Below are 25,380 nucleotides of genomic sequence, written 5' to 3'. Positions count from 1 at the left end.
AATCGTATTAATTTCTCTGAAATCCGTACGTGTGGGGATACGGCAGTCCCGATACCTCCCGGTCGTGCCACGACCGGTAATCTTCCGCAGGGAAAACGGGGACGGTCAATCGCTTATAATCCGGCTCGTCTATCCGCAAGATATGCTTGCGGGCGTACGAACGCAGCGAGCGATCCGTTACGGACACCATCACGACCGGAAACGGATACCCGAACAGGCGCATCGGCGTGGTCTCGCTGTCCGGGAACGCACGACGCAACTGATAGGCCGAACGCTCGAAGGCAACCCAGTAAGGCCCCGTACAATATAGGTGCATGGAGGTATGGTTCGCACGCTCACGTTCCATGATCTCGCACAAATGGTCGTTCAGCAACGCCACCAAACGAACGCCGGAAGGAAGGGTAGACATCAAATTTGAATTATGAATTTTGGATTATGATTTAAACTGTCAACTGCCACTTCTCAACTGTCAACTGATTCGTGGCCCAGCCATCTATCATAGTCGCCCAGCCGGTGGATCAAGGATAATTTACTTTTCTTAGGCGAGGGATCGACTTGCCAAGGATCCACTAGCTCGTATGCCATGCGACGGTAGAGAGCGTTATCCGTACAGCCGTACAAGGTGACCAGCAACAGGGCACGGGATTGCGGTGCTTTCACGACAGGCAATAAGCCGCGCATCGTGTCGTGCAAGCGAACGAAAGCCTCCTCATCGCCCGACAGCTTATAGGTCGGGAGGAGCAACGCGCACAGCTTGCAGCGCATCACGTCTGTCTCCGCACGCAAAGAGGCATACCCCCGCAGTACCTCGCCGGCCAATCGTCGATCCTCCTCGCAGACACTGCCGGAAGCATGGTAACGTCCCAAGGCCTCGTGCAGGCCCTCCGACAGGCGGTCGTTGTCCAGATGGGTATAAACGTGCTTGCTCTTCGTGTTCAACTCGATCAACTCGTACTCACCCGCCTTTACCTCGAACAAGGGTACCCACATGCAATCCAGTATGCGCGCCATCACCTCCTTATGACCGCCGCCCGGCTGGATCACCACCTCGGCCTCCATCCCGGTAAAATAACCGGACGTGATGCGTACCCGATCCCCCTTCAACAAGCGGGTACTCTCCGGCACGTACACCGGAAGTTCGTTGGAGTAAGCCTCCGCCACCCAGCGCAAATTCGCCATCTCCTGATCCAAGAGGTGCGGGAAATAAGTCGTACTCCCGGAAGAGACACGGGGAAGGAAATTATACAAGGGGAGTGCCTGCTTCATGCGGAAAATTTCCTCTACCGAAGAACGGATAAACACGTAGTTGAACAGCAAAGGTCGCCTCGTGTTGACCAGCTTGCCACCCACCTTTCGCACCTCCACGTACGAGGGGGCGAAATACTCGAAAAGAGCCTCTCCCCGACGTTCCCGCCGGGAAAGCTCCACGTCCAAGCCTTTGGAGGGACTGATCCGGTCACGCCGTCCACCCGCGGCGGTAGGAAGCGTGAGCACGTACCAGCGCACGGCTTTCAAGTCATGACGCTTGCCGGCCTGTGTCAGGCCCCCCTTCGGACGATCGTTTCTCAAAATACACGTCGGCATGATTCTCTTTTCCCTAAGATATACGAGGAGTTCCCCTCTGATTAAACGACAATTCAAAGCCCTGCCAAACGTACCCTATTTACGCCTAACACACAGCACTTTAAGTTTTCAAATATGGCATTTCTGAAAATTACCATACCTAGTGAATATTTAGCTACTCGGGAAGTAGCGTAAAAGGAGGTGAAAATTACCCAGCTGTAGAGACGGAGCGTGCTCCGTCTCCCATCGTCTGACGGTAATTTAAATACCATTTTGAGGAGATGAGACGGGGCACGCCCCGTCTCTACAGGGATACACACAGGTTATGGGGCATGGTGGAATGATACCGGGAACAAGAGGTCGTTTCACCCGCGTCACCATGTCTATACGTTTAGGATAAAATGGGAAAATCAAAGAATCGAGAGGATCAAACGCCTACAATGAGTAAACAAGCGGATCTATTCGCTTGTTTTTAGTTATTTTTTACTATATTCGCGGCATGAAAGAATACGCTACTTCCCGAGTAGCTAATCTCTTACCCCACCTCGGATACCGGTTTATACACGCTCTCGAAGCAAGCCCGGTTCACCGCCGACAGACGTTCCAAGGAAAAGCTCTTCAAGTAAATTTGCGTGGTCTTGATAGACGTATGCCCCAACAGCTCGCTGATCATCTCGATCGGTACGTCCTGTTCCTTCAAGGTCGTGGCGAAAGAGTGACGGATCGTGTACGAGGTGACCGGCTCACCCACACCACAAGTCTCCGCCAGCGACCTCAAGTCGCGGTTAAAGCGCAGCAAGGCGCCGTTGTATTCCGCATAGGCCGCCTCACCCGTTTTCTTCCCGCTCAGAAACGGGAACAGGTAAGGCGAGTCCTTGTCCGTGCAAACCGCCAACTCATCCAACAAGAGCCGTACATCGGCCGGGATCTCCACCCGGATGAAAGACCCGCTCTTCTGACGGTGGTACGACAAGACCCCGTCCTTGACATTCTCTTTCCGCAAATGGGCGAAATCCACGAACGCCATCCCGCTGAACGAGAACATCAGGCAAAAACACAGCTGGGTTCTCCGCATCTCCGGCTCAACTCTCGGAGTCCCCATCAACGAGCGCAAGCTATCCAGAGGCAACGCCTTCTTCCGCTTGCTCTCCACGCCTGTAAACACCCCCTTGAACAGATTCGGGATATACGAAACCTCGCCAGCCTCCACCGCCAAGTTATAGATATGCCGGATTCGCCGCATATAGGTGGACACCGTATTGCGCATACAGCCCCGCTTCGACAGCCATGCCTGATAAAGCAAGAGCCTCTCTTTGTCTATATAGGCATAAGGGATTTCCTCCATCCCGCAAAAACACTTGAACGAGCGTAAAGCGTCCAGATAACTCTTCGCCGTGGAATAACGCCCCACCTCACGAAGGTGGGCTATATAAGCCAACATACCCCCCACCACGTCTTCTTTTTTCATATAAATCCTCCTTAAATCCTTGTTTATTCTGTTATCTTTTATTTAATCATGTCAACACCATTAACATTGGGACGAACTGTTCGTCCCGCACTTTATTTTATTAATCCGACCTTCACCGCCGTTAATCTAAGAAAAAGAATACATGAAAAATGAATTTAAAATGTCCCTTTTCGCAGCCCCGATCTCACCGGTCAAAGATAGCCTAACGGGACGAGTATCACGACCGGCTACCGTATATCCCAGTCGAGAAGTCACCTTACAGGAGGTGGCCCGACTCATCACCGGCGATCCGGCCCTCGAACGCCTCACCCGGCAGCTCCGCCTCCCGCTTGAGACGGGTGACAAGGAACGATTCAGCGAGCTGAAACGGCAAACGCTACCGTATGTCACGCCTTGCGGGACTTTCTCCTACCGGAAAAGCGATCGGCTCCTAGCCCCGAGCGGATTGGTGGTAGTGGATGTAGACGGATTGGACTCTACCGCGGAGGCGGAAGCCCTCCGAAGACAGCTGTTCGACGATGCCTACCTATGCCCCGCTCTCTGCTTCATCAGCCCGAGCGAACGAGGCGTAAAGGCTTTCGTCCCCTATCCGGAACATCCCGGAAACGAGACACCCGCCTATATCTCCGAGCATATCCTAGGCGTGATGAACTACGTGGAATATGTGTATGGCGACGGAGAGACGCGAGGCTCCCGGAAAGTAGACCCGAGCGGCAAAGACATCGTCCGCTCCTGTTTCCTATGTCATGATCCCAACGCGCTCTTCAGGATTTGAAATCATAACTCATAAATGATAAATTACATGTCAGACAGTTTATCCCGCTTAGTAGAAGCGGTTCGTTCGGCGGGTGTAGATATCGCCCCCGGATATTGTGAATACGTACGCTTGGCGTTTGCCATCGCCAACGATTGCGGCGAGGCAGGACGAGAAGGTTTCATCGCCCTGTGTTCCCTATCGGTGAAGTTTAACCGGGAGAAGGCCGAACGACTTTTCTCCAACTCCTTGAAAAAGGGAGACCACAGGATACACCTCGGTACGGCCTTCCACTTGGCCGAACTGGCGGGCGTACGCTTGGAGCCTCCAAGCCGCCCCCGCAATACGCACGCAAGTAATGCAAGTAATGCAAATAATGCAGCACCTGTTTCCCACACACGTGCGTGCGATAATAATGTAGAGACCGAGATCGAGGAGCAGGTCGATCCGTTCACCCACCTGCCCTTCTTCCCCGAGGGGCATGAGTGGCCCCGGATGTTGCGGCAGATCATGGCGTTCGGACAGAGCCGGGAGCAACGGGATGTACTCCTTCTGGGCGGGCTCACCACCTTGGGCGCCTCGCTCGCCCAGACGCTGCGGTTCCTATATGGAGGCAAATGGTTCTTCTCCAGTTTGCAAACCTTCATCGTCGCTCCCCCCGCCTCCGGAAAAGGCGTGCTCGCATGGACGCGAATGCTCGTGCAACCGATCCACGACGAGATCCGGGCGACCGTGGCGGAGGAGATGAAAAGGTATAAGAAAGAGATGACCTCCTTCAATTCCTTGGGACGGGAAAAGGCGAAAGCCGAGGAGCCGGAAATGCCTCTCAACCGTATGTTTATATTCTCCGGCAACAACACCGGTACCGGTATCTTGCAGAATATCATCGACTCAGGCGGCGTGGGGATCATCTGCGAGACCGAGGCGGACATGGTCAGCAACTCCATCGCCTCGGATTATGGCCATTGGAGCGAGGTGATCCGCAGCTCGTTCGATCACGACCCACTCAGTTACAACCGGCGGACAGACCGGGAGTATCGGGAGCTGCGGCACTCCCACCTGTCGGTATTGATAAGCGGAACGCCCGGGCAGGTGAAGCCGCTGATCCCTTCCAGCGAGAACGGATTGTTCTCCCGGCAAATGTTCTATTATATGCCCCGTGTACTTCACTGGATCAACCAGTTCAGTCTACAGCGGACCGACACGTCGCTGGAATTCCAGAAATTGGGCAAGGACTGGATCGCTCACTTGAGAGAGATCCAGAAACTGGGGGTGATCTCGCTTCGCTTGACCGACGCGCAAATCGTCTCCTTCAACGAGGTGTTCCAAACCTTGTTCGAGCGCTCCCGGAAGGGTACCGGCAACGAGATGAACAGCTCCGTCGTACGGATGGCCATCAATATCGGACGTATCCTATCGATCGTCGCCCTATTGCGAATAACAGGGGAATGCGAGGAGGCGGGAGACTTCGCCGCCAGCCTGCGCAAGTCGCCCCGGCTCACACCAGACCCGCAGACCTGCTCCGACAATATCAAGGACGGGATCATCACCCGCTGGGATCTCTCCATCCAAGAGGATGATTTCCAAGCGGTCCTTTCCTTGGCCGAGCCTATGTACCTACACGCCGTACACATACTCTCGTTCCTTCCCGCCAACGAGGTGAAGAACCGAGGCATGGCCGACCAAGAACGTCTCTTCATCACCTTGGATACGGATTTCACCTATCAATCCCTCTTGGAAGAAGCCGAGAAGCTGAAGATACCCAAAAACACCGCATGCAGTTGCTTGCAACGTTGGCAGAAACAGGGAATCGTCCGAAAGGGAGAAAAACGAGGGGATTATAAGAAAACATAATCCCTCTTCCTTCTCTTCTATTAAATATGTACGCACGTGTGTGGGAAAACAGGTACTGCATTACTTGCATTATTTGCATTACTCGCATAAGTCGCACGCCCCACACGTACACCGGCATCGCCTCACGCCTACGCCCGTACAGGGCCACGCCGATATACGTGTGGGCTAACGTCAATATACGCATGAAGCGATGCCGATATACGCATGCGAAAGCGAACGTGGAAGCTCCTCGTTCAAGGACGGCCCAAATAGCGAAAGATCAGTTCCACTTGCAGGGAGGTGAAAATCCGCTGCCGGTTTTGGTAGCCTGTCTCATCCAGCTCATGGCTGAGCTTCTGATGATGTCGGACCCATCCCGCCAAGCGGTTGAGGGCGGAACACGGACTGATATCGGGAGCATAGGCCATGGCCAACTCCCGTTTGCTATAAGGGCGCACCGGCCACCCTTCCTGATACTCGTTATTTGTCTGCATAAAATAGGTGTTTTCAATTCATTTACAGGAATAAAGATACTGAAAAAGTACGAATCCGGCAACAATCCGATCCACTAATATTCATCTTTTATCACCTTATTCCCCTCAATTTCACACCGCCTCTACGAGACTCATTCCGGAGGAAACCGGAAGTCGTACATTCGTAATCGAAAACAGATCGATCCCATTTTCAATTTTCAATTATCAATTTTTAATTATCAAAACTATGGCATTAAATTACAGTGTGGCCCTTCGGCCCAACCCTTTGAAGAAAGACGAGCCGGCGAAAGCGTACGCCACGGCACAGGTCAATGGAGAGCTGTCGCTCAAGCAACTGAGTCGCCGGGTATCCATGCAAACCACCGTCAGCCGTGCGGACGTGGTAGCGGTATTGATCTCCACCGTCGAGAACCTGCTTGATGCCCTCCAAGAGGGAAAGCAGGTGGATTTCGGCGATTTAGGCAAATTCCGTCTACAGATACTCAACGAGGGGGCGGAGAGTCTTGAGAAATTCACATCTACAAACATCACCGGTGTCAACATCCAGTATATACCGGGTGAGGACCTGAAGAACATCTTCGCCGGACTGGAGTTCCAGCCGGTGGCCAGTCGCAAGGCTCAGCAAGCCGTGCTTCGTGCGGAGAAGGCCGGGGAGACCTCTGTCGATATCAGCAAGAAGCCCGCTTCCGGAGGGGACGACTCGGAATCGCCTGACGAGATCTAGCGTGTCACTTTTGGCTTGCACCCAATCGGTATGTCACTTTTGGCTTGACCCAAAAGTAACCAAAAGGTCAAGGCTGACGCTGACGGGCTACTTCGAGACCTGCGCTCGCTGTCGCATCCCAACTCGCTACGCTCAAACAGGGATGCTCCGGGCGCTCGCTACGGTCTCTCCGCTTCACGCCCGTCCGCTGAGGCCGTCCAAAGGAAAGCTCCGCTTTCCTCTTATATCAGCCGGGATATCATTATTCATTATTCATTGTTCACTATTAATTATTAATTATCATGAAGAAGTCTGTTTGGAGTACCATTCTCAAAGTGATCATCGCTGTTGCTACCGCCATCGCAGGGGCCTTCGGCCTGCAAGCTTGCCAATTGTTTTAGCAAGCCTCCCCCACCCGTTCCCACTCCCTAAAGAAGACAACCTCCCCAAAAGAGGACACCCTCTACCCAGAAGGACAGTCTTTCTCAAGGGGCCGGCCTCTCCTCAAAGAGCCGGGAACGGCTCTCCATCCGGCCTTAGCGGGCGGGCGTAAAGCGAGGCGGCCGAAGTGAGCGACAGGAGCGTCCCTGTTTGAGCGAAGCGAGTTGGGACGCGACAGCGAGCGAAGGCCGACGAGTAGCCCGTCCGCGTCAGCCTTGAACTTTTGGTTACTTTTCTTTCAAGAGAAAAGTAACACACAAACAAAAAAAAGAATAAAAATGAAACAATATTGCTTTTACCAGAATTACAGGGAGGTTCGCCTCCTTGTAATTCATTGCAGCGCAACACGCTACGACCGGGATTTTCCAGTGGAAGCGCTTCGGAGCGCACACAAGGATCGTGGGTTCGCCGACATCGGCTATCATTACTATATCACCCGGGATGGCGAGCTGCACCGCTGCCGGCCGGAGAACCAGATCGGGGCACACGCCTCGGGCTGGAACGATCACAGTCTGGGTATTTGCTACGAGGGCGGATTGGATGAGCGAGGTCTTCCCGCTGATACCCGCACCTACGCCCAGCGTTGTACCCTGCTCGATCTCTTGCGGCAGCTACGCCGTGATTACCCGTCAGCGCATATCCTGGGACATTACCAACTCAGCCCCTATATCCGCAAGGCTTGCCCCTGCTTCGACGCGGAGAAAGAATATGCGGAATTGTATTAGGCTTCGTGATATTTGAATAGGCAACAGATTTTTTCGTATGTTTGCGGACAATATAGAAAATAAACAAAAAGATACGACATGAACTACTACGAACTTAGTTTCACATACACCTCTCCTATCGAGAAAGAGATTATCAATGACGTGCTGGCCGCCGAGTTGGGGGAAATCGGTTTTGAGAGCTTTACGGAAAGCGAGAAGGGTTTGCTGGGATATATATCCGAGGCTTTATACGACAAAAAGACATTGGATGATAAACTGGCCGACTTTCCGCTAGAGAATACCCGGATCGATTACACCTCCAAATGGGTAGAAAGCAAGGACTGGAATGAGGAATGGGAGAAGAATTATTTCAAACCCATCCGGATCGGAAACGAGTGCATTATCCGTGCCTCCTTCCACGAGGCGGAGCCCGGCTATACATATAATATAATAATAGACCCGAAAATGGCTTTCGGTACCGGCAATCACGAAACGACTTATTTGATGATAAGCGAGATGCTGAAACTAGACCTAGAAGGCAAGGAGTTACTGGATATGGGATGCGGCACAGCCGTGCTGGCCATCTTGGCCCGGCTGAAAGGGGCGAAACGGGTAGCGGCCATCGACATCGACGAATGGGCTTATAACAACGCCCTAGAAAATATCCGCCTGAATCATACCGAAGACATACAAGTTGCCTTGGGCGGCGCCGAGAAAATCAAGGAATTCGGACTATTCGACATCGTCTTTGCCAATATCAACCGGAACATCCTCCTGAATGACATTTGTCAATATACAAACAGTATGAAACAGGGAAGCATCCTATTTATGAGCGGCTTTTATGTAGAAGATATCCCGGCGATAGAAGCTGAATGTCAGAAAAACGGGCTGAAATTGGATTCTTATAACGAAAGAAATAACTGGGTTGCCGTGAAGGTCTTAAAAGGATAACTTTTTTTAACAACAAAAGTTAAGACAAGGATAAACCTTAATCCAAATAAATACGTTATCTTAGTGGAAACTTCTAAAAAGAAAAAGTTATGAAAAGCGTAGATTCAAAATTATTACTTGGCCTTGTAGTAGGCGCGGCTGTTGGTGCCGCTGTAGGTTATTTGGCAGCGACAGATAAGAGAGAACAATTACTGGAAGAATTGAACGGTGTTGTCGGAAAAGTAAAAGAAGGTTTTAACTCCGCTCTTGCCAAATATAAAGAAGGAAAGCAAGAAGTAGTACAGGCAACAGAAGAAATCGTAGCTGAATAAGCTTTGTATGGAGAAAGATTCAGGAACAGTCTTCCGTGAGCTGAAAGAAGATGTATCGGCTTATGTGGAGTTAAAACTTGAGCTCCTAAAGTTGAGTACATATGAGAGAACGGGTAAAGTCATAGCCGTTCTCTCATATGGCTTGATATTATTGTTTTTGGCATTCTTCGCCATCTTGTTCATATTCTTGGCCTTGGGCTTCTTCCTAGGGGATTGGCTCGGCTCCTCCGGGTTCGGATTCGGTATCGTGGCGGTCTTGTACCTGCTACTTATCGGCATTATAATAATGAATAGGGACAGGATCAGCACAAAAGTATTAAATGAGGTAATAGCCGCCATGACGGCGAATGACGATAAAAATAATGCGACAAACGATGAACAACCAGCAAACCCCACTGGAGAAACTGATTTCTGACAAAGAACGCATACAGAGACAATGTAAGCGGCAGGAACAGAAATTGAATGAGGATTTCTCTTATATACAGGAGAACGCCGGAAGTTTGTTGTTATCCGGACTATCGTCTCTCCTTTTCCCTAGCAATAAGTCAACGACAAAAACAAACGACAAGAACACAGCTCCCGTAACGGCCGGACAACCCTCCATCGCTTTAGGGATCTCAGACTATTTATCCATAGCGAAAGGTATGATTCCCATCGCTTGGGATCTCGCTCAACCATTTATTATGACGTGGGGAATCAAAAAAGCGAAAAAATGGTTCTCAAATCTCTTATTCAAGAAAAAGAAATAACCTCCAACAATTAATTTATGTTAGAGGGCAGTTTTTTTCTCGCTATATTATAAGGCTCAATACAAAAAACATGACTACATTTGCAGTCGTTAAAGCAAGGATAAAATGAATATCTACTCCTTGCGATGGATAAGAGATAAAAATAAAGACTTATTATTAATAAACCCATAAAAAGTTTTATTACAATGATCAAACTAGGTATTAACGGTTTTGGCCGTATCGGACGTATGGTGTTCCGTGCTGCAGTTGCTAACTTTGGCAACGATATTCAAGTTGTAGGTATCAACGACCTTTTGGATGCTGATTACTTGGCATACATGTTGAAATATGACTCAGTACACGGTCGTTTCGACGGCGAAGTAGCTGTAGAAGACGGCGCTTTGGTTGTAAACGGTAACAAGATCCGTTTAACTGCTGAGATGGATCCTGCTAACTTGAAATGGAACGAGGTTGACGCTGACGTTGTTGTTGAGTCTACTGGTTTCTTCTTGACAGACGAGACAGCTCGCAAGCACATCCAAGCTGGCGCTAAGAAAGTTATCATGTCTGCTCCTTCTAAGGACGCTACTCCTATGTTCGTTTACGGTGTTAACCATACAACTTACGCAGGTCAAGACATTATCTCTAACGCTTCTTGTACTACAAACTGCTTGGCTCCTATCGCTAAGGTTTTGAACGACAAGTTCGGTATCGTTAAAGGTTTGATGACGACAGTTCACGCTGCTACAGCTACTCAGAAGACTGTAGACGGTCCTTCTAAGAAAGACTGGAGAGGTGGTCGTGGTATCCTTGAGAACATCATCCCTTCTTCAACGGGTGCCGCTAAGGCTGTAGGTAAAGTATTACCTGTATTGAACGGCAAATTGACAGGTATGGCTTTCCGTGTACCGACTTCTGATGTTTCTGTTGTTGACTTGACAGTAGTTCTTGAGAAAGAGGCTTCTATGGCTGACATCTGCGCTGCAATGAAGGAAGCTTCTGAAGGCGAATTGAAAGGTGTTCTTGGTTATACTGAAGACGCAGTTGTTTCAACTGACTTCCGTGGCTGTGCTAACACTTCTATCTTCGACGCTAAAGCTGGTATCTCTTTGGATTCTAACTTCGCTAAGATCGTATCTTGGTACGACAACGAGTGGGGTTATTCAAACAAAGTTTGTGAGATGGCTCGCGTTATCGCTGGTAAGTAATTTATTACCACTCTACATAGAAAAGGCTATCCTTTTTGAGGATGGCCTTTTTTTTCGTACGTTTGTATCATGAAATCATATGAACTTATCACGATTCTAGGGCCTACGGCTTCCGGAAAGACGACCTTCGCCGCCGCTCTCGCCGCCCAGTTGGATACGGAGATCATCAGCGCTGATTCCCGGCAGATCTATCGTTCTATGGATATCGGGACGGGTAAGGATTTGGCCGATTACAACGTGAATGGAAAACAAATCCCCTATCACTTGATCGATATCTGCGAGCCCGGCTATAAATATAACGTATTTGAGTATCAGCATGACTTTTTCCGGGTCTATGAGGATATGAAGCGGAGGGGTAAACTCCCGATCTTATGCGGAGGAACCGGGATGTACATAGAGGCCGTATTAAAAGGATATAAGCTATTAGACGTGCCTCAAAATCCTGAGCTAAGGGAATCCTTGAGGAATAAAACCTTGGAGGAGCTGGAAACCATCCTCGCCTCTTATAAGATATTACATAATAAAACGGACGTGGACACCGCCCAGCGGGCTATCCGTGCGATCGAGATCGAGGAGTATTATAAGACTCAGGCACCAGACGTAAATGAATATAATCCGATCAACAGCCTGATCATCGGTATCCATATCGACCGGGAATTACGTAGGGAAAAAATATCCAGACGCTTGCGGACCCGGTTGGACGAAGGAATGGTGGATGAGGTTCGTACGATCTTGGTTACGGGTGTTAAACCGGAGGACTTGATCTATTACGGATTGGAATATAAGTTTCTTACTTTATATATTATCGGGGAGCTTTCTTTTGAGGAGATGGTCTCGCAACTCGAGATAGCGATCCATCAATTCGCCAAGAGGCAAATGACTTGGTTCCGGGGCATGGAACGCCGGGGTTGCGAGATTCATTGGATAGACGCCACTCTACCGACCGAAGAAAAAATAGCGACAACAATGCGAATTCTAAATAATCAGCTATGATAACAATAAACGATCTAAATAAAAGCGAGAACTTCTTCTTGATGGCAGGTCCTTGCGTAATCGAGGGGGAAGATATGGCGTTACGTATCGCCGAGAAAATAGTGGGTATCACGGAAAGACTGCATATACCCTATGTATTCAAAGGCTCCTATCGGAAAGCGAATCGCTCCCGTCTGGATTCTTTTACGGGCATCGGGGATGAGAAGGCGTTAAAGATCTTACGGAAGGTGGGCGAGACGTTCAATATTCCCACCGTTACCGACATCCATGAGACAACGGAAGCTGCCATGGCCGCCGAATATGTCGATGTCCTTCAAATCCCGGCTTTCCTATGCCGTCAAACGGATTTATTGGTAGCGGCGGCCGAGACCGGGAAAATCGTCAATATAAAGAAAGGACAGTTCCTTTCGCCGGGTGCCATGCAATTCGCCGTACAAAAGGTAGTGGACGCAGGAAATGATAATGTCATGATCACCGAGCGGGGAACGACATTCGGCTATACCGACCTTGTTGTCGATTTCCGGGGTATCCCGCAAATGCAAACATTCGGTTTCCCAGTCATTATGGATGTAACCCATTCCTTGCAGCAACCGAACCAAACCTCCGGCGTGACCGGTGGATTGCCCGCCCTTATCGAGACGATAGCGAAAGCCGCTATAGCCATAGGCACGGACGGCCTGTTTATAGAGACCCACCCGGAGCCAAGCCAAGCCAAATCCGACGGGGCCAATATGCTCAGACTGGATTTATTAGAAGATCTTTTGACACGTTTGGTACGTTTACGCCAAGCGATCCTATAAAAAATAAGGGGCCCTTACTAAAAAGGCCCCTTTATTTCTTATTTTTACGATCAATAATCTAATTATCCCATCTTGCTGATTTTCTTCAACCGATCTTCATCTATCAACTTAATCTTTCTACCGTCTAAAGCAATGATACGTTCCGCCACAAAGGTGGACAACGTGCGAATAGCATTCGATGTAGTCATATTAGATAGATTTGCCAGATCTTCACGAGCCAAATAGATGCTTAACGTAGCACCGTCTTCTTCCAGTCCGTAACTATCTTTCAGGAATAACAAAGATTCAGCTAATCGCCCACGAATATGTTTTTGCGTAAGGTTAACCGTACGTTCATCCGAGATACCGAGATCAATGGATAATTGTCGGATGAAAAACATAGCCAAATTCGGATTACTCATTAAAAGGCCCGTAACCACTGTCATAGGAATCATGCAAACCGTAGAAGCCTCGAATGCGGAAGCGTTCGTCAAGTAATCTTCTTGAGCGAAACTAGCCCGGTAACCAAAATACTGCACAGGCTTAATCATTCGGATAATCTGGCTTCTGCCACCTACTCCATCCTTGTAAATCTTCACTTTACCCTTTAACAAGCACATCATGTCCTTTGGTTCGTCGCCCTCGCAATAAATCAACTCGTTACGTTTGAAATGCTGGATCGTCGAATTACTACGGAGGATCTCACGTTCCTTATCAGTCAGAACCCTCCACACCTCTGATAAACTGGCCGATAAATCGACCTCTTCTTTTTGCTGTTTAACCACGACTGCTATATAACATACTTATGAAGCACAAATATACGATTTTTCTTTTGAAAAAATAAAAACTTTTGTACGATTAATTACACCATATTGTAACATTTTACTTTCTTTCACGTCTAAACTGAAATTTATTCATTATGTTTGTCTGGAAAGAATGTAAAATCGTTGAAAAAGTTATATTCGATACTTACCTTGATTTTAATCTCTATAAGTATTTTCGCAAAGAGCACTGATACTTATAGTGATAAGATCCTGTCTTTTGGCAAGGGGAATCGAGAAACGAGAGAACGGGCGGACTCGATCATGCACCTTGTTATCGAAAAGGCAACCCAATACCAAAATACGGTATCGAAATATGAGGCTGAGATCTATATCAAAGGACGTACAGAAATTTTAAAACAAAATATGTTAATACGTCTCGCCCACCATATCTTCCCTATCGACCGAAAAAATAAGGATATGCTTTTTGAGATGGTCAGCCAATCTAAATTTAACGCTCCGCAGAACTATCTTCATGATCTAAAGGCGGTCAACGGAAACAGCATACCCAACGGGAAAAAGCAGCAGGAGGCCTTGGCCTTCTTGAATTTGAACGTATACTCCCCCACCGCTTACGATGATGCCATCTTCATGCCGATAGCCAGCAACGCTTTTAAGTTTTATACGTTCAACTTGGAAGGGCTGGAGACTATCAACGGCTTGACGATTTACAAAATCCGTTTCCTGCCGAAGCAATGGAGCCAGAAATTGGTATGCGGGGATTTATATGTCATCGACCAGTCATGGACGATCGACAAGATCGATATGAACGGTCGTTACTCTTTCGCCGAATTCAACCTAGTCATGAGCTACGGACGGGATTTCAGGCGGTTCATCCTACCCGAGAAGGCGGATCTATTCCTCCGATACAGGGTATTGGGAAACGCGGTGGCAACCACCTACCATTCTTCCTTTAAGTATCAGGAAGTGGAATGGGTGGAGGAGGACAACGAAAGCCATAAGTGGAAATCCTTGGACCTGACCAATTATTACAAACTCTCGTCCGATACGGTTCCTATTATCAGGGATTCCACGTATTGGAATATCCATCGTGACAATCCCTTGAGTCCGGATGAAGCCCACTTATACAGTAAAGCCCAAGAGCAGAATATAAGTAAAATCGATACGGCCGATGATCTCCAGAAGTACGTTAAGCTAACGGAGCAGTTGACGAATACGGTCAATATGGATTATAAAACGACCCGTATTAAATATTCCGGCTTTCTAAATCCGTTCCAATTGGGTTATTCCGCCCGTAACGGCATCACTTACAAACAGAGATTCCGTATCAGCAAGACATTCGCCCGTGACAAACAAATTCGTTTCCGTCCGGAGATTGGTTACGTATTCAAGCGCAAGCAGATATTTTTCAAGGTCGGAGGCGATTGGGAATACTCGCCGCAGAAACGGGGAATTTTATCGGTAGAAGTAGGAAACAGTAATGAGAGTTATTCTTCCGAGATCACCCAAAAGATCAATGAGGAATTGAAGGATTCCACCTTCAATTTCGATGATTTAAACCTTGAGTATTTCAAGCATTACTATGCGGAAATAAAAAACTCCATTGAGTTATTCAATGGGTTTCAATTAACAACAGGCATCTCTTACCATCGCCGTATCCCCTCTAAAAAGAAAGTGGCGATTGATCCCGGGGATGATGTAGAGGAAATACTTAGCCAAAATTATAATGACTTTACGCCCACGCTCGGTTTCTCCTATACCCCCCGCCAATATTATCGCATGGACGGATACCGGAAGGAGTATGTCTATTCTTACTATCCCACGATATCAATCGAAATAGCGAGAGGTATCCCCGGAGTCGGGAAAAGCTCAGGAGATTACGGACGTATAGAGGCAGACGTGCATCAAAGCCTTATGCTTGGCCTGTGCAGACGATTGAACTATCATATCAGCGCCGGTCTTTATACCCAACAGAAGTCCACCTATTTCGCGGACTTTAGGTATTTCACCCGCAGGAATTTCCCCGATACATGGGATGATCAGATTGGCGGAGTCTTCAATCTGCTGAAAGGCGAGTGGTTCAATGCCTCCGATAAGTATATACAAGCGCATTTCATGTATGAAAGCCCTTTTGTCTTATTCAAGATCCTCCGCATCAACTCCACGAAAAAATTCATGCAAACGGCCTCACGCTATATCCTCTCCGAACGCTTTTATCTGAGCCAGCTATGGACACCGGTCTTGCCTAGCTATACGGAAGTCGGATACGGGATCGGGAACCATATCTTTAATATCGGGATATTCGCCGGATTCGATCGCTGGCATTACCAAAGCATGGGATTCAAGTTTGCCTTCGAGTTATTTCAATAAATCGATAGTGGGCGGGCTACCAATATCCCTTTACAGCTCTTTATCCCCTCGGCGTAATCTCGTAAGGAGGATGCTTGGATGATTACCTTTTTAGCGGAAGAAGAGGCATGGATAAATGTCAGTTGTCCATCCTTCCAATAGGCAATCCCGACATGCGTCACGTCCAGCCCCTTGATAGAAGTAACAAAACAGAGGATATCGCCATTCTTGATTCCGGACGAACATTTCTCGATCTCCTGTTTAGGCACATAATAATGAGGACGCAGGTTTATCTCCTTTTCCTTATCGGCCATCCTTCGAACCCTTTCCGGATGGTTCTTCAATTGCTTATAGCTATCCGGATGCGTGGATATAAAAGATAAATCCAAAGGTAGGGAGGCACCACCGATCTCCCGCCCCATATCTTTCACGATTCCTTTTCGCTCGTTCTCATAGAACCAGTCGGTCATATAATGCAAACGATCCGTGTAATCATGGATCGTGCCGTCTCTGTACCGGAGCTGCTGTAAATTCTCACAGAAGTTCTCAAAGGTAGGATTTTCTTCCCACAGGGTGCGGGATAAAGCCAATACGGTCTCCGCGAATGTGGTACAATCCAGTTCCCGCAGATTGACCACCAAGCCCTCCGGCTCCTTTTCCAAGGTAGAGGCGACATAAGGAGTCCCCCGGAAGAAAAGGGCGGTATGGATCATTAGCTCGTCTAGGGGTAACGACTTCTTAGGTTCCATCTGAGTACAATACCGATCGAAAATAGCACGATCCTCATCCGTACAATACAACTTACGGGATGTATGCTCTTGGGCGTTCACTAAAAACACCATACATACACACATCCAAAAACCGAGCAGTATCATTCCCCTTCTCATAAGCTAATCCTTTTTCGTTTTCAGTAAATCCTCCAATTTCACCAGCTCGTCACGGAATTGGGCAGCCTCGATGAAATCCAGTTTCTTCGCTGCTTCCGTCATCTGTTTGCGAGTCCGCTCGATCGCCTTCTCAAGCTGCGTACGGTTCATGTATTGCACGACCGGGTCCGCTACCAAGCTTGGTTCCGGCTCTATATAAGCGTAAGGCTCCGCCGTTTGTTGTTTCTCGGCAAGCATGGATACACTGTTTTTCATGACTTGCTTCGGAGTAATGCCATGCGCCTCGTTATAAGCCATCTGTTTCTCCCGCCGGCGATTGGTCTCGTCCATGGTCTGCTGCATACTCGCCGTGATCTTATCGGCATAGAAGATAACCTTTCCATTCACGTTTCGGGCGGCACGTCCAGCTGTCTGCGTCAAGGATCGGTGGGAACGCAAAAAGCCTTCCTTATCCGCATCCAAGATAGCGACCAACGAGACTTCCGGTAAATCCAGCCCCTCGCGTAGCAGATTGACACCGATCAGCACATCAAACAGGCCATTCCGCAGGTCGTCCATAATCTGTACACGTTCCAAGGTATCTACATCGCTATGTATATAGTTGCATCGTACCCCCATGCGGGTCATATACGTAGTCAGCTCTTCCGCCATACGCTTGGTCAAGGTAGTCACCAAGACTCGTTCGTCTTTTGCCGAGCGCTGCGTGATCTCCTCCATCAAGTCGTCGATTTGGTTTAATGAAGGACGGACATCGATAATCGGGTCCAGCAGGCCTGTCGGACGTATCACCTGCTCCACCACCACTCCCTCGCTCTTTATCAACTCGTAATCGGCGGGAGTAGCGCTCACATAAATGCCTAGAGGCGTCAACGACTCGAACTCATCGAAGGTAAGCGGACGGTTATCCATCGCCGAGGGCAAACGGAAACCATACTCCACCAAGTTTTTCTTCCGGGCATAATCCCCGCCATACATCGCACGAATCTGCGGGATCGTCACATGGCTCTCGTCTACGACAAGCAGGAAGTCTTTCGGGAAATAATCCAACAGGCAGAAAGGACGATCTCCCGCCGCGCGTCCGTCGAAATAACGGGAATAGTTCTCGATACCCGAGCAATGCCCTAGCTCCCGGATCATTTCCAGATCAAACGTGACACGCTCATACAGGCGTTTCGCCTCGAAGGGCTTACCGATCTCCTTGAGGAAATTCACCTGCGTCCCCAGATCCACATCGATCTGACCGATCGCCATATTGATACGCTCTTGGGTGGTCACGAATAAATTGGTAGGATAAATATTCAGCTCATCTTGCTCATCATACTCCTCGCCTGTCAACGGATTGAAAGAGGAGATGCGGTCTATCTCATCATCCCAGAACTCGATACGGTACGCCATGCCGTCGAAGGTCTCGATCGCCGGGAAAATATCCACCGTATCACCATTCACACGGAAACAGCCACTTTTGAACTCCAGCTTATTATTCACGTACAAGGCGTCTACAAACCGGCGCAACAGCTTATCCCGGTCGATACGCATACCCCGTTCCAGATGCGTCACTTTCTCGGCGAATGCCGTAGGATCCGCCATACCATATAAGCAGGATACGGATGAGACCACGATCACGTCCTTACGACCCGACAATAAGGAAGCCGTGGCCCTCAAACGCAGCTTATCGATCTCCTCATTGATCGCCAAATCTTTCTCTATATAGGTATCGGTAGAAGGTAGATAGGCCTCCGGCTGATAATAATCATAATAAGAGACAAAGTACTCTACCGCATTATTTGGGAAAAACGCTTTAAACTCACTGTATAACTGAGCGGCAAGCGTCTTATTATGGCTGAGTATCAAGGTTGGTCTCTGAACTTCCTTTATCACGTTAGCGATCGTAAACGTCTTACCAGAACCGGTAACACCTAAAAGTGTTTGAAAAGGAACGCCGCTCTTGATCCCTTCCGACAATGCCGCAATCGCCTCGGGTTGGTCACCCGTGGGACTGAACGAAGACGATATTTCAAAATTCATTCTTTATCCGATCTGTTGTTTAGGCATTATTAACCATAATATAATGTAGAGCAGTATACCGAATCCGGCGAAAAGAACCATCAATACCCATACGATCCGTACGATCGTCGGATCGATATCCAAGTATTCCGCAAGACCGGCACAAACACCCCCTATCATCTTATTATTCGAACGAGTCAATCTTTTCTTCTCTTCCATTATCCTCTATTTTAACAATTAGACAGTATACACGCAAAGATAATTTTTTCCCTCTAATAAAATAACAACTCCTGTCGATAATTCTTACAAATACGACAATGCCCATTGCAGGCTCTTTATAATGGGCATTATAAAGCACTTACAATGGGCATTCAACACCGCTTACAATCGTGATTAAGCGGCCTATCGATCCAGCAACTCTTGCAAATATTTACGAGTTTGGATCACATAATCATGGCGGGTACCATTCAGCTCACATTCAATTGTTATCGCACCCTTGAATCCTTGTTTTTTCAACTCGGCAATCACTGCGGGAAAATCTACATCGCCCGTAGGGATCGGTACCTCATGGCCCAGCTCATACGGATTGTTAGGATCCGGATACTTGCCATCCTTCGCATGGAACTCTTTAATCAAGTTACCAAACAACTTGACCGCATCCAGGGAGTTCGACTTGCCATACATTAGTAAATTCGCCAAATCACAATTGATAAACAAATTACCCGTACCGATATCCCGGATCGCACGAATCAAAGTGATTGGTGTCTCCTGCCCAGTCTCGAAATAAATCAAGACATTACGCTCCTTCGCATAAGTAGCCAAGCCACGCATCACCTCAATGAAATCCTTATACTGCGCCGAAGACGGATCCTCTGGAATAAATCCAAAATGCGAGTGCATAGCCGGAATACCAGCCTGTACACAAAAATCGATCATTTTACGGTATAAGTCCAACTTCTCGAAACGCTCATCGATAGGTACCAGGCCGATCGTAGCCGGTCCTTGACGAAAATTCCACGTACTTTTACTTCCCGGCACACCAACCAACGTAGTTACCCGGATCCGGTGCTTCTCGGAAGCGGCCTTCACCTGCTCCGCCAATTCCTTCGTGAATCTTTTTTCACTATAATTTAACTCACAAGAACCAAAGCCCTGCTCATGCAGGGCTTTGAAACTCTTATCTATATCGCGTACATCATATTGGATGACACCGATCGTGATCTGTTCCTGCGCCTTCACGCCCGGACAAATCAAGGCCATAGCCACCACGTACGCCCATATATATTTCCTAATGTTCATATTCCTTATTATTCAATCTAAGAATCAATCAATTATTGTTCCATAGTCGGATTGAACGTACCTCCCCAATTATTATTCTGCTCCAAATTCGGGTTCTCGTCCAAGTAAGTTTTCTTGATCGGGAAGAAATAGAAGCTTTCCTCGATCACGAACTGGCGCTCAGCTGCCTCCGTATAAGGAACTTGATGGATTACGTAGCGAAAATCACCGGTAGTCAACTCATTCTTGGCGATCCGGTCGCGAGCGACGTTCAAGTCCATATCCGAGCCATCCGGGTTGACTGCGATCGCCTCGATACCATGTTTCGTCCAACCGGCCAACATCATCATATTACGCGTACGGCGCAAGTCCCAGAAACGATGTCCCTCATAGCACAGCTCGATATGACGTTCATCCAAAATCGCCTGACGGATCTCCTCACGGCTACCAATCTTCAAGCCATACAAACCATCCGCCCCTGCCTCTATACCCGCACGCTTACGGATCTGTTTCAACAAATCGATAGCTACATCAGAATGTCCGTTCTCATTAGCGGCCTCCGCATAGATGAACATCACTTCGGCAAAGCGCATCAAGATATAATCAATATCGAACGTCATCACCTTGTCTTGTGTCAAGGAAAGATCAGACACTTTGTAATTATACATTCCAGAGAAAATATCATTGTTGGCCGCATTGACACCCGCATTCGGATTGACACCATATTGATCGTCTGCGTTGCTCACACCCAAGGCGTTATACATACGGTTGTCGGCAGATCTACCAGCTACCGGCCATTCGCGTCCGTTATACAAACAAGCCCTGTTGAAACGCGGATCGCGATTCTTCCAGAAAGCCTTCAGCAAAGCCTGCTCGTCACCTACGTAATACTTGCCCGTAGGATCGTCGTAACGCTTACCATCCAACATCGGGAAATCCTTTACGAATTCCCAAGTAGGATTATGATAAGGTTTATCACGGCTCACAGAAGCCGGACGCGTACCATACTCCCAAGTAGCGACACGGTTCGGATTTGAATAAATAACCGGGAAGATAACCTCCGGACCTCTTTCTTGCAACCAAATATCCGCCGGATTCTCTGTCAACGCGATGCCATTCTGCACACAAAAATCATACGCCTCCTTAGCCGCCACGTAAGCCTCTTTCCAGTATGCGTTATCATACATACGTTTCGGATTGAACTGAGGAGAAGCTTTCAGTAACAAGGTCTTTGCTTTCCAAGACTTTGCAAAACACTGGTCTATACGCCCATAATCACTGGAACTACCAGCTATTTTGGCAGGCAACAAGGAAATCGCATGATCCAAATCCTCTATCATAAACTGGAAACATTCCGGCGTAGAGTTACGTTTCACGTACAAATCATCCTTATCTTTATCTTGCGGCACTTTCAAATAAGGTACGCCACCATGATGCAACACCATCCAATAATACATATAGGCACGCATGAAATAGGCTTGTCCCAACATGAAATCCACAGCTTTCTTATCCTCTATCACGCTAGACTCCAGTTTAAAGATCGCCTCATTGATGTGGCGGATCTTGGTATAGTCCCATTTTTTATAACTATCCCCAGTCTCCGTGATCGTACCCAAATACCAAGGAATGCCCGTCACTTGATCCGAATTTTGGTCGGCAGAAACACTCCAGCCCTCAAAACACTCCTCATACAGATTGTTCACGTACGCCTGAGCCAGGTTAAGGTCTCCCCAAACCATAGACTCATCGTAGGTCTCTAGGTTGTCGATATCCAACGTGTCACAGCCTGTTGTCATTCCACCTAACAGAAAGGCCGCACTAATTATCGCGTATTTAAATTGAATCATTTTCATATCTTCCTATATTATATTTAGAATGAGAAATTAAGACCAAAAGAGAACGTTCTCATCAAAGGATAAGAATCATAATATTCTTGTTCCGGATCCAAGAACTCGGTCACAGCTGAAATACAGAACAAGTTAGTAGCATTCGCAAATACCTGAGCATGCGTGATTCCTAACGGACGAAGAATAGCCATAGGCAAATCGTAACCAATATTTAGATTCTTCAAACGCAAATAAGCGCCATTGCGCATCCAGTAACTCGTATTACCCGCTCCAGACTCATACCAACTCGTGCCCGTGATACGTGGATAAACCCCATCCGGATTAAGTTCCGGATCATACACCTTATCACTCGTCCAAATCGGGAAATAAGGACGAATCGTACCACCATGTTGATAGAAACCTCCATCTACGCCACCTACGAAGCGATCATATTTTCCGACCCCTTGAAAATGCACATCCAGCGTGATTCCCTTCCACTTGATACTACCGCCAAAACCATAATTGATACGTGGCGTACCATTCTCACTCAACAAATTATACTCATCATTGCTATCAATACGTCCGTCCGGTCCCTCCGAGTAGCCATCGCCTCTCGTATCCTTATACAAGATACCACCCAGATAAGGATCCCGTCCAAATTGCTTGAAACCTTTCGCCTTCAAGGCTTCCACCTCTGCCGGATCCGTCAGCAAGTGATCGGCGATCAGGCCCGTCAAGATTCCCTCAGCCTTACCCTGTTTTGACAACGCATGCAGGTTACCCCCTTCTCGATAAGTGGCATCCTCATCCAATACATCCCAACGATCACGAGCGAATCCCAGATTCAAGTAGGCAGAGTAAGTAATCTCGCCATTCGCGGCCTTATCCATCCAAGTCAGAGCCAACTCACCGCCTCGCCAAGAACGCTCGGCATAGTTTTCCGGAGCCAAAGCCTGTCCGTACGTGCTTGGGAGTGTCACCGTACGCGGTCCGAGGATATCTACCTCTTTCCGATAAAAGGCATCGAACGTTCCAGACAAACGATTATTGAAGAAACCAAAATCCAAACCACCATTATAAGTAGTTGAGGTTGCCCATGTCAAGGCATAGTTCGGAGTCGCTCCAGCCACAATCGTATTTGCCAAGTTATTACCAAAGATATATTTTTCACCCAATTGATACTTTTGCAAATAAGAGAACGCATCCACCTTGTCAATCGGGTCCTTGCTCAAATCCATATCATTACCCGTCGTACCATAAGAGGCACGGATCTTCAAATTACTCAACCAATCAGATGTCGGCTCCATGAAAGACTCTTGGCTGATACGCCATGCGGCAGATACAGAGGGGAAGAAGCCCCAACGCTTACCGTCTGGGAAAAGGGTATTACCATCGTAACGGAAAGAAAATTCTGCTATATACTTCTGATCAAATGTATAATTGAAACGGCCGATCCAAGAAAGGCGCCCTCCGTTCTTCTCCTTCGCCTCGCCCCAGCGTCGCAAAGCATCGGATGAGTAGTTGAACATCTGGTCTAAATTCGTAAGCGGAGACTCACCTTTGGCCGATACCTCCTCGCCACCATTAGATGCCTGCTCGAATACCACCATGGCTGCCACATCATGCTTACCGAACGTATTGGCATAATTCACGAACCAGTTGAATTGCTCGGTCCACAATTGTTTAGTCTTATACTCCAGATTCTCGTAATTCTGCGAGAAGTTGAAGGTATTATATTCATTCAAATTCAATGGAGCCGGCAAAAAACGATTGCCTTGCGGATCCGCTTGCTGGAATTTATAGTTTTTCTGGAAGGTCATAAAGCGCTTCCGGTTGTAATCGTGGCCTAGATAAGAGGCCATCACTTTCGTGCTCAAACCTTTCGTTATGAAATCAAGGTTGATATTGAACGAAACGATACCGTTCAAATTACGCCGACGTGTCTTCAAATAACGGTTTCCAACCACTTGATCCACGGGATTCCATCCCTGCCAAGAGCCATAGTCTTGATAGATCGGATAATCCGTGATGGTGTTAGCGGGCGTTCCGTCTAAGTAAGAGTAAAACGGCGTTGTCTTCATTGCGTTGAAGGTACAACGATATAAATCGTACACCGATTGGTCGTCATCGTCAGAGAAAGGCCAGTAGAAACGCTTATCGTTCGATTGATTCGCATCCAAGTTCACATTCATGGTTATATACTTGGTCAAATCGACAGAAAGGTTCGAACGTAAGGAGAATTTCTTATTCTCCAACGACACATACGATCCCTCCTCGGCCAAGAACGATCCCATCACATAATACTTTACCTTATCCGTACCACCGTTCACGCTCAAGGAGTGTTTCGTATTCCAGGGATTCTGCCAAATATAATCGTTCACGTTATAGTTGATCTTATTATCACGGAAATAGGCATACTCCTCCTCGCCATTAGGAAGCGGCGTACCTTGGAAACGAGCTACCGCATTCTGGTAGTCCAAATCATCAATCGCATCCCAACGGTCGGCAAACAATTCCTGAGTCGGTTTACTAAACGCATAAGAACCTTGGTAATTAAATATCGGTTTTTGGTTTTTCGTTCCTCCCTTAGTCGTTACCAACACGACACCATTTCCAGCAGCGGAACCATAGATTGAGGCGGTAGCCGCATCTTTCAAGAAGCTCATTTGGTCTATTTCATAAGGTTCCAATAAGTCGAAAGCCTCTTTATCGCGAATCACCCCATCAATAACGAACAAAGGATCACCGAATCCTCCACGCATACGAATCTCGGATTTAGCCCCCATCAAACCAGAGTTGCCCGTGATCGTAGCTCCCGGAGCACGTCCGGCCAAAGAGTTTGAAAGGTTTGTACTCGGGATCACAGATAGATCATCCGCTTTCACGTTCGATATAGACCCGGTCATGTTCACTTTTTTCTGCACGCCATAACCTACGACAACGACCTCATCCAACTTCTGCGTATCCTCTTTCAAACGGATTTCCAACGTACTTTTCCCTGCCACAGGAATCTCACGGTCTAGATATCCGATATAAGAAACCACCAAGATTGCGTTTTCAGGAACATTGATTAACGTAAACTTACCATCCATATCGGTAATCGTACCGTTTGTCGTACCTTTTACAAGAATGTTTGCACCAATCACTGGTATACCGGCTTCATCAATAACGGTACCCGTCAATCTTATATCATTCTGATTTACAGAATAATTATGGGGGGGGGGGGGGGGGGGTATTTTGTACACCATACAACGGAGAGAACGCTCCTAACGCTAAAAGCACCGTTGCTAAGTAATATTTATTATTCATAAAACTAGATTTAAG

The 25,380-nt window shown here is 47.8% G+C and carries 24 protein-coding genes; 13 read left to right on the top strand and 11 right to left on the bottom strand.

Annotated features, from left to right (window positions below):
* Positions 1 to 7: 7 nt before the first annotated feature.
* From NBH07_RS12240 to NBH07_RS12230, 3 genes are all read right to left on the bottom strand, one after another.
* On the bottom strand, positions 8 to 409 hold the full coding sequence (locus NBH07_RS12240; RefSeq protein ID WP_005861863.1) for a hypothetical protein: 402 nt from the start codon (positions 407 to 409) through the stop codon (positions 8 to 10).
* A 53-nt stretch (positions 410 to 462) separates the two neighbouring features.
* Positions 463 to 1,584, bottom strand: coding sequence for a transcription termination/antitermination protein NusG (nusG, locus tag NBH07_RS12235; RefSeq protein WP_250833517.1), 1,122 nt, complete (start codon positions 1,582 to 1,584; stop codon positions 463 to 465).
* A gap of 514 nt (positions 1,585 to 2,098) precedes the next feature.
* Positions 2,099 to 3,031, bottom strand: a complete 933-nt coding sequence (locus tag NBH07_RS12230) for a tyrosine-type recombinase/integrase (RefSeq protein WP_044545355.1) — start codon at positions 3,029 to 3,031, stop codon at positions 2,099 to 2,101.
* Positions 3,032 to 3,173: 142 nt separating this feature from the next.
* Between NBH07_RS12230 and NBH07_RS12225 the strand changes: the two genes are divergently transcribed.
* Together NBH07_RS12225 and NBH07_RS12220 are read left to right on the top strand one after the other, a co-directional pair.
* Positions 3,174 to 3,806 (top strand): BT4734/BF3469 family protein, encoded by a 633-nt coding sequence (locus NBH07_RS12225; protein ID WP_008774051.1) that lies wholly within the window; start codon positions 3,174 to 3,176, stop codon positions 3,804 to 3,806.
* A gap of 27 nt (positions 3,807 to 3,833) precedes the next feature.
* On the top strand, positions 3,834 to 5,639 hold the full coding sequence (locus tag NBH07_RS12220) for a DUF3987 domain-containing protein (RefSeq protein WP_009018545.1): 1,806 nt from the start codon (positions 3,834 to 3,836) through the stop codon (positions 5,637 to 5,639).
* A gap of 233 nt (positions 5,640 to 5,872) precedes the next feature.
* Here the strand turns inward: NBH07_RS12220 and NBH07_RS12215 are convergent, their stop codons facing one another.
* Positions 5,873 to 6,112: a DUF4248 domain-containing protein gene (locus NBH07_RS12215; protein WP_009018546.1), complete on the bottom strand. Its 240-nt coding sequence runs from the start codon at positions 6,110 to 6,112 to the stop codon at positions 5,873 to 5,875.
* 226 nt (positions 6,113 to 6,338) lie between these two features.
* Here NBH07_RS12215 and NBH07_RS12210 point away from each other — a divergent pair, with 226 nt between their 5' ends.
* From NBH07_RS12210 to kdsA, 10 genes are all read left to right on the top strand, one after another.
* A complete protein-coding gene (locus NBH07_RS12210; RefSeq protein ID WP_005865971.1) occupies positions 6,339 to 6,836 on the top strand; it encodes an HU family DNA-binding protein in 498 nt (165 codons plus the stop codon).
* Positions 6,837 to 7,117: 281 nt separating this feature from the next.
* Positions 7,118 to 7,216: a smalltalk protein gene (locus NBH07_RS12205; protein WP_005861849.1), complete on the top strand. Its 99-nt coding sequence runs from the start codon at positions 7,118 to 7,120 to the stop codon at positions 7,214 to 7,216.
* Positions 7,217 to 7,534: 318 nt separating this feature from the next.
* On the top strand, positions 7,535 to 7,981 hold the full coding sequence (locus NBH07_RS12200) for an N-acetylmuramoyl-L-alanine amidase (protein ID WP_008780824.1): 447 nt from the start codon (positions 7,535 to 7,537) through the stop codon (positions 7,979 to 7,981).
* Between the two features lie 78 nt (positions 7,982 to 8,059).
* The gene (gene prmA, locus NBH07_RS12195) at positions 8,060 to 8,911 is read left to right on the top strand and encodes a 50S ribosomal protein L11 methyltransferase (RefSeq protein ID WP_009018549.1); all 852 of its coding nucleotides are present in this window, start codon (positions 8,060 to 8,062) and stop codon (positions 8,909 to 8,911) included.
* A gap of 89 nt (positions 8,912 to 9,000) precedes the next feature.
* Positions 9,001 to 9,222: a YtxH domain-containing protein gene (locus NBH07_RS12190; protein ID WP_005861840.1), complete on the top strand. Its 222-nt coding sequence runs from the start codon at positions 9,001 to 9,003 to the stop codon at positions 9,220 to 9,222.
* Positions 9,223 to 9,229: 7 nt separating this feature from the next.
* A complete protein-coding gene (locus NBH07_RS12185; RefSeq protein WP_005861838.1) occupies positions 9,230 to 9,637 on the top strand; it encodes a phage holin family protein in 408 nt (135 codons plus the stop codon).
* Positions 9,597 to 9,971 carry a hypothetical protein gene (locus NBH07_RS12180; protein WP_005865964.1) on the top strand — a complete coding sequence of 125 codons (375 nt, stop codon included), beginning with the start codon at positions 9,597 to 9,599 and terminating at the stop codon, positions 9,969 to 9,971. Before NBH07_RS12185 ends, NBH07_RS12180 begins: the two co-directional genes overlap by 41 nt.
* 185 nt (positions 9,972 to 10,156) lie before the next feature.
* Positions 10,157 to 11,158 carry a type I glyceraldehyde-3-phosphate dehydrogenase gene (gap, locus tag NBH07_RS12175; RefSeq protein WP_005861834.1) on the top strand — a complete coding sequence of 334 codons (1,002 nt, stop codon included), beginning with the start codon at positions 10,157 to 10,159 and terminating at the stop codon, positions 11,156 to 11,158.
* 69 nt (positions 11,159 to 11,227) lie between these two features.
* Positions 11,228 to 12,151 (top strand): tRNA (adenosine(37)-N6)-dimethylallyltransferase MiaA, encoded by a 924-nt coding sequence (gene miaA / locus NBH07_RS12170; RefSeq protein ID WP_009018551.1) that lies wholly within the window; start codon positions 11,228 to 11,230, stop codon positions 12,149 to 12,151.
* Entirely contained in the window at positions 12,148 to 12,951 is an 804-nt protein-coding gene (gene kdsA, locus NBH07_RS12165) for a 3-deoxy-8-phosphooctulonate synthase (RefSeq protein ID WP_009018552.1), read from the top strand. The genes miaA and kdsA overlap by 4 nt, the downstream gene beginning before the upstream one ends.
* A 62-nt stretch (positions 12,952 to 13,013) precedes the next feature.
* Here the strand turns inward: kdsA and NBH07_RS12160 are convergent, their stop codons facing one another.
* Positions 13,014 to 13,664 carry a Crp/Fnr family transcriptional regulator gene (locus tag NBH07_RS12160; RefSeq protein WP_369799702.1) on the bottom strand — a complete coding sequence of 217 codons (651 nt, stop codon included), beginning with the start codon at positions 13,662 to 13,664 and terminating at the stop codon, positions 13,014 to 13,016.
* Positions 13,665 to 13,877: 213 nt separating this feature from the next.
* Here NBH07_RS12160 and NBH07_RS12155 point away from each other — a divergent pair, with 213 nt between their 5' ends.
* Complete coding sequence (locus tag NBH07_RS12155) at positions 13,878 to 16,082, top strand: DUF5686 family protein (RefSeq protein WP_034527832.1); 2,205 nt, start codon at positions 13,878 to 13,880, stop codon at positions 16,080 to 16,082.
* Here the strand turns inward: NBH07_RS12155 and NBH07_RS12150 are convergent.
* The 6 genes from NBH07_RS12150 to NBH07_RS12125 form a co-directional block, all read right to left on the bottom strand.
* Positions 16,076 to 16,948 (bottom strand): N-acetylmuramoyl-L-alanine amidase-like domain-containing protein, encoded by an 873-nt coding sequence (locus NBH07_RS12150; RefSeq protein WP_005861824.1) that lies wholly within the window; start codon positions 16,946 to 16,948, stop codon positions 16,076 to 16,078. The genes NBH07_RS12155 and NBH07_RS12150 overlap by 7 nt on opposite strands.
* A gap of 3 nt (positions 16,949 to 16,951) precedes the next feature.
* Positions 16,952 to 18,973 carry an excinuclease ABC subunit UvrB gene (gene uvrB / locus NBH07_RS12145; protein ID WP_005861822.1) on the bottom strand — a complete coding sequence of 674 codons (2,022 nt, stop codon included), beginning with the start codon at positions 18,971 to 18,973 and terminating at the stop codon, positions 16,952 to 16,954.
* A 3-nt stretch (positions 18,974 to 18,976) separates the two neighbouring features.
* Positions 18,977 to 19,171 carry a PspC domain-containing protein gene (locus NBH07_RS12140; RefSeq protein ID WP_005861820.1) on the bottom strand — a complete coding sequence of 65 codons (195 nt, stop codon included), beginning with the start codon at positions 19,169 to 19,171 and terminating at the stop codon, positions 18,977 to 18,979.
* Positions 19,172 to 19,354: 183 nt separating this feature from the next.
* A complete protein-coding gene (locus NBH07_RS12135) occupies positions 19,355 to 20,251 on the bottom strand; it encodes a sugar phosphate isomerase/epimerase family protein (protein ID WP_005861818.1) in 897 nt (298 codons plus the stop codon).
* Positions 20,252 to 20,283: 32 nt separating this feature from the next.
* Positions 20,284 to 22,083, bottom strand: a complete 1,800-nt coding sequence (locus tag NBH07_RS12130; RefSeq protein WP_005861816.1) for a RagB/SusD family nutrient uptake outer membrane protein — start codon at positions 22,081 to 22,083, stop codon at positions 20,284 to 20,286.
* 17 nt (positions 22,084 to 22,100) lie between these two features.
* Positions 22,101 to 25,238, bottom strand: a complete 3,138-nt coding sequence (locus NBH07_RS12125) for a SusC/RagA family TonB-linked outer membrane protein (RefSeq protein ID WP_010185450.1) — start codon at positions 25,236 to 25,238, stop codon at positions 22,101 to 22,103.
* Positions 25,239 to 25,380: the final 142 nt, after the last annotated feature.

The sequence above is a fragment of the Parabacteroides sp. B2-S-102 genome, from assembly GCF_023656665.1.
GTDB lineage: Bacteria > Bacteroidota > Bacteroidia > Bacteroidales > Tannerellaceae > Parabacteroides > Parabacteroides distasonis.
The sequence above is the reverse complement of the archived record's forward strand: the minus strand, read 5'-3'. Positions and strand labels throughout refer to the sequence as shown.

Coding starts and splice junctions, on each gene's coding strand:
- NBH07_RS12130 (WP_005861816.1), bottom strand. CDS start 22,083: ATGAAAATGATTCAATTTAAATACGCGATAATTAGTGCGGCCTTTCTG.
- NBH07_RS12205 (WP_005861849.1), top strand. CDS start 7,118: ATGAAGAAGTCTGTTTGGAGTACCATTCTCAAAGTGATCATCGCTGTT.
- NBH07_RS12230 (WP_044545355.1), bottom strand. CDS start 3,031: ATGAAAAAAGAAGACGTGGTGGGGGGTATGTTGGCTTATATAGCCCAC.
- NBH07_RS12185 (WP_005861838.1), top strand. CDS start 9,230: ATGGAGAAAGATTCAGGAACAGTCTTCCGTGAGCTGAAAGAAGATGTA.
- NBH07_RS12200 (WP_008780824.1), top strand. CDS start 7,535: ATGAAACAATATTGCTTTTACCAGAATTACAGGGAGGTTCGCCTCCTT.
- kdsA (WP_009018552.1), top strand. CDS start 12,148: ATGATAACAATAAACGATCTAAATAAAAGCGAGAACTTCTTCTTGATG.
- uvrB (WP_005861822.1), bottom strand. CDS start 18,973: ATGAATTTTGAAATATCGTCTTCGTTCAGTCCCACGGGTGACCAACCC.
- NBH07_RS12240 (WP_005861863.1), bottom strand. CDS start 409: ATGTCTACCCTTCCTTCCGGCGTTCGTTTGGTGGCGTTGCTGAACGAC.
- NBH07_RS12135 (WP_005861818.1), bottom strand. CDS start 20,251: ATGAACATTAGGAAATATATATGGGCGTACGTGGTGGCTATGGCCTTG.
- NBH07_RS12215 (WP_009018546.1), bottom strand. CDS start 6,112: ATGCAGACAAATAACGAGTATCAGGAAGGGTGGCCGGTGCGCCCTTAT.
- NBH07_RS12225 (WP_008774051.1), top strand. CDS start 3,174: ATGAAAAATGAATTTAAAATGTCCCTTTTCGCAGCCCCGATCTCACCG.
- NBH07_RS12210 (WP_005865971.1), top strand. CDS start 6,339: ATGGCATTAAATTACAGTGTGGCCCTTCGGCCCAACCCTTTGAAGAAA.
- NBH07_RS12180 (WP_005865964.1), top strand. CDS start 9,597: ATGAACAACCAGCAAACCCCACTGGAGAAACTGATTTCTGACAAAGAA.
- miaA (WP_009018551.1), top strand. CDS start 11,228: ATGAAATCATATGAACTTATCACGATTCTAGGGCCTACGGCTTCCGGA.
- NBH07_RS12150 (WP_005861824.1), bottom strand. CDS start 16,948: ATGAGAAGGGGAATGATACTGCTCGGTTTTTGGATGTGTGTATGTATG.
- NBH07_RS12190 (WP_005861840.1), top strand. CDS start 9,001: ATGAAAAGCGTAGATTCAAAATTATTACTTGGCCTTGTAGTAGGCGCG.
- prmA (WP_009018549.1), top strand. CDS start 8,060: ATGAACTACTACGAACTTAGTTTCACATACACCTCTCCTATCGAGAAA.
- gap (WP_005861834.1), top strand. CDS start 10,157: ATGATCAAACTAGGTATTAACGGTTTTGGCCGTATCGGACGTATGGTG.
- NBH07_RS12140 (WP_005861820.1), bottom strand. CDS start 19,171: ATGGAAGAGAAGAAAAGATTGACTCGTTCGAATAATAAGATGATAGGG.
- NBH07_RS12220 (WP_009018545.1), top strand. CDS start 3,834: ATGTCAGACAGTTTATCCCGCTTAGTAGAAGCGGTTCGTTCGGCGGGT.
- nusG (WP_250833517.1), bottom strand. CDS start 1,584: ATGCCGACGTGTATTTTGAGAAACGATCGTCCGAAGGGGGGCCTGACA.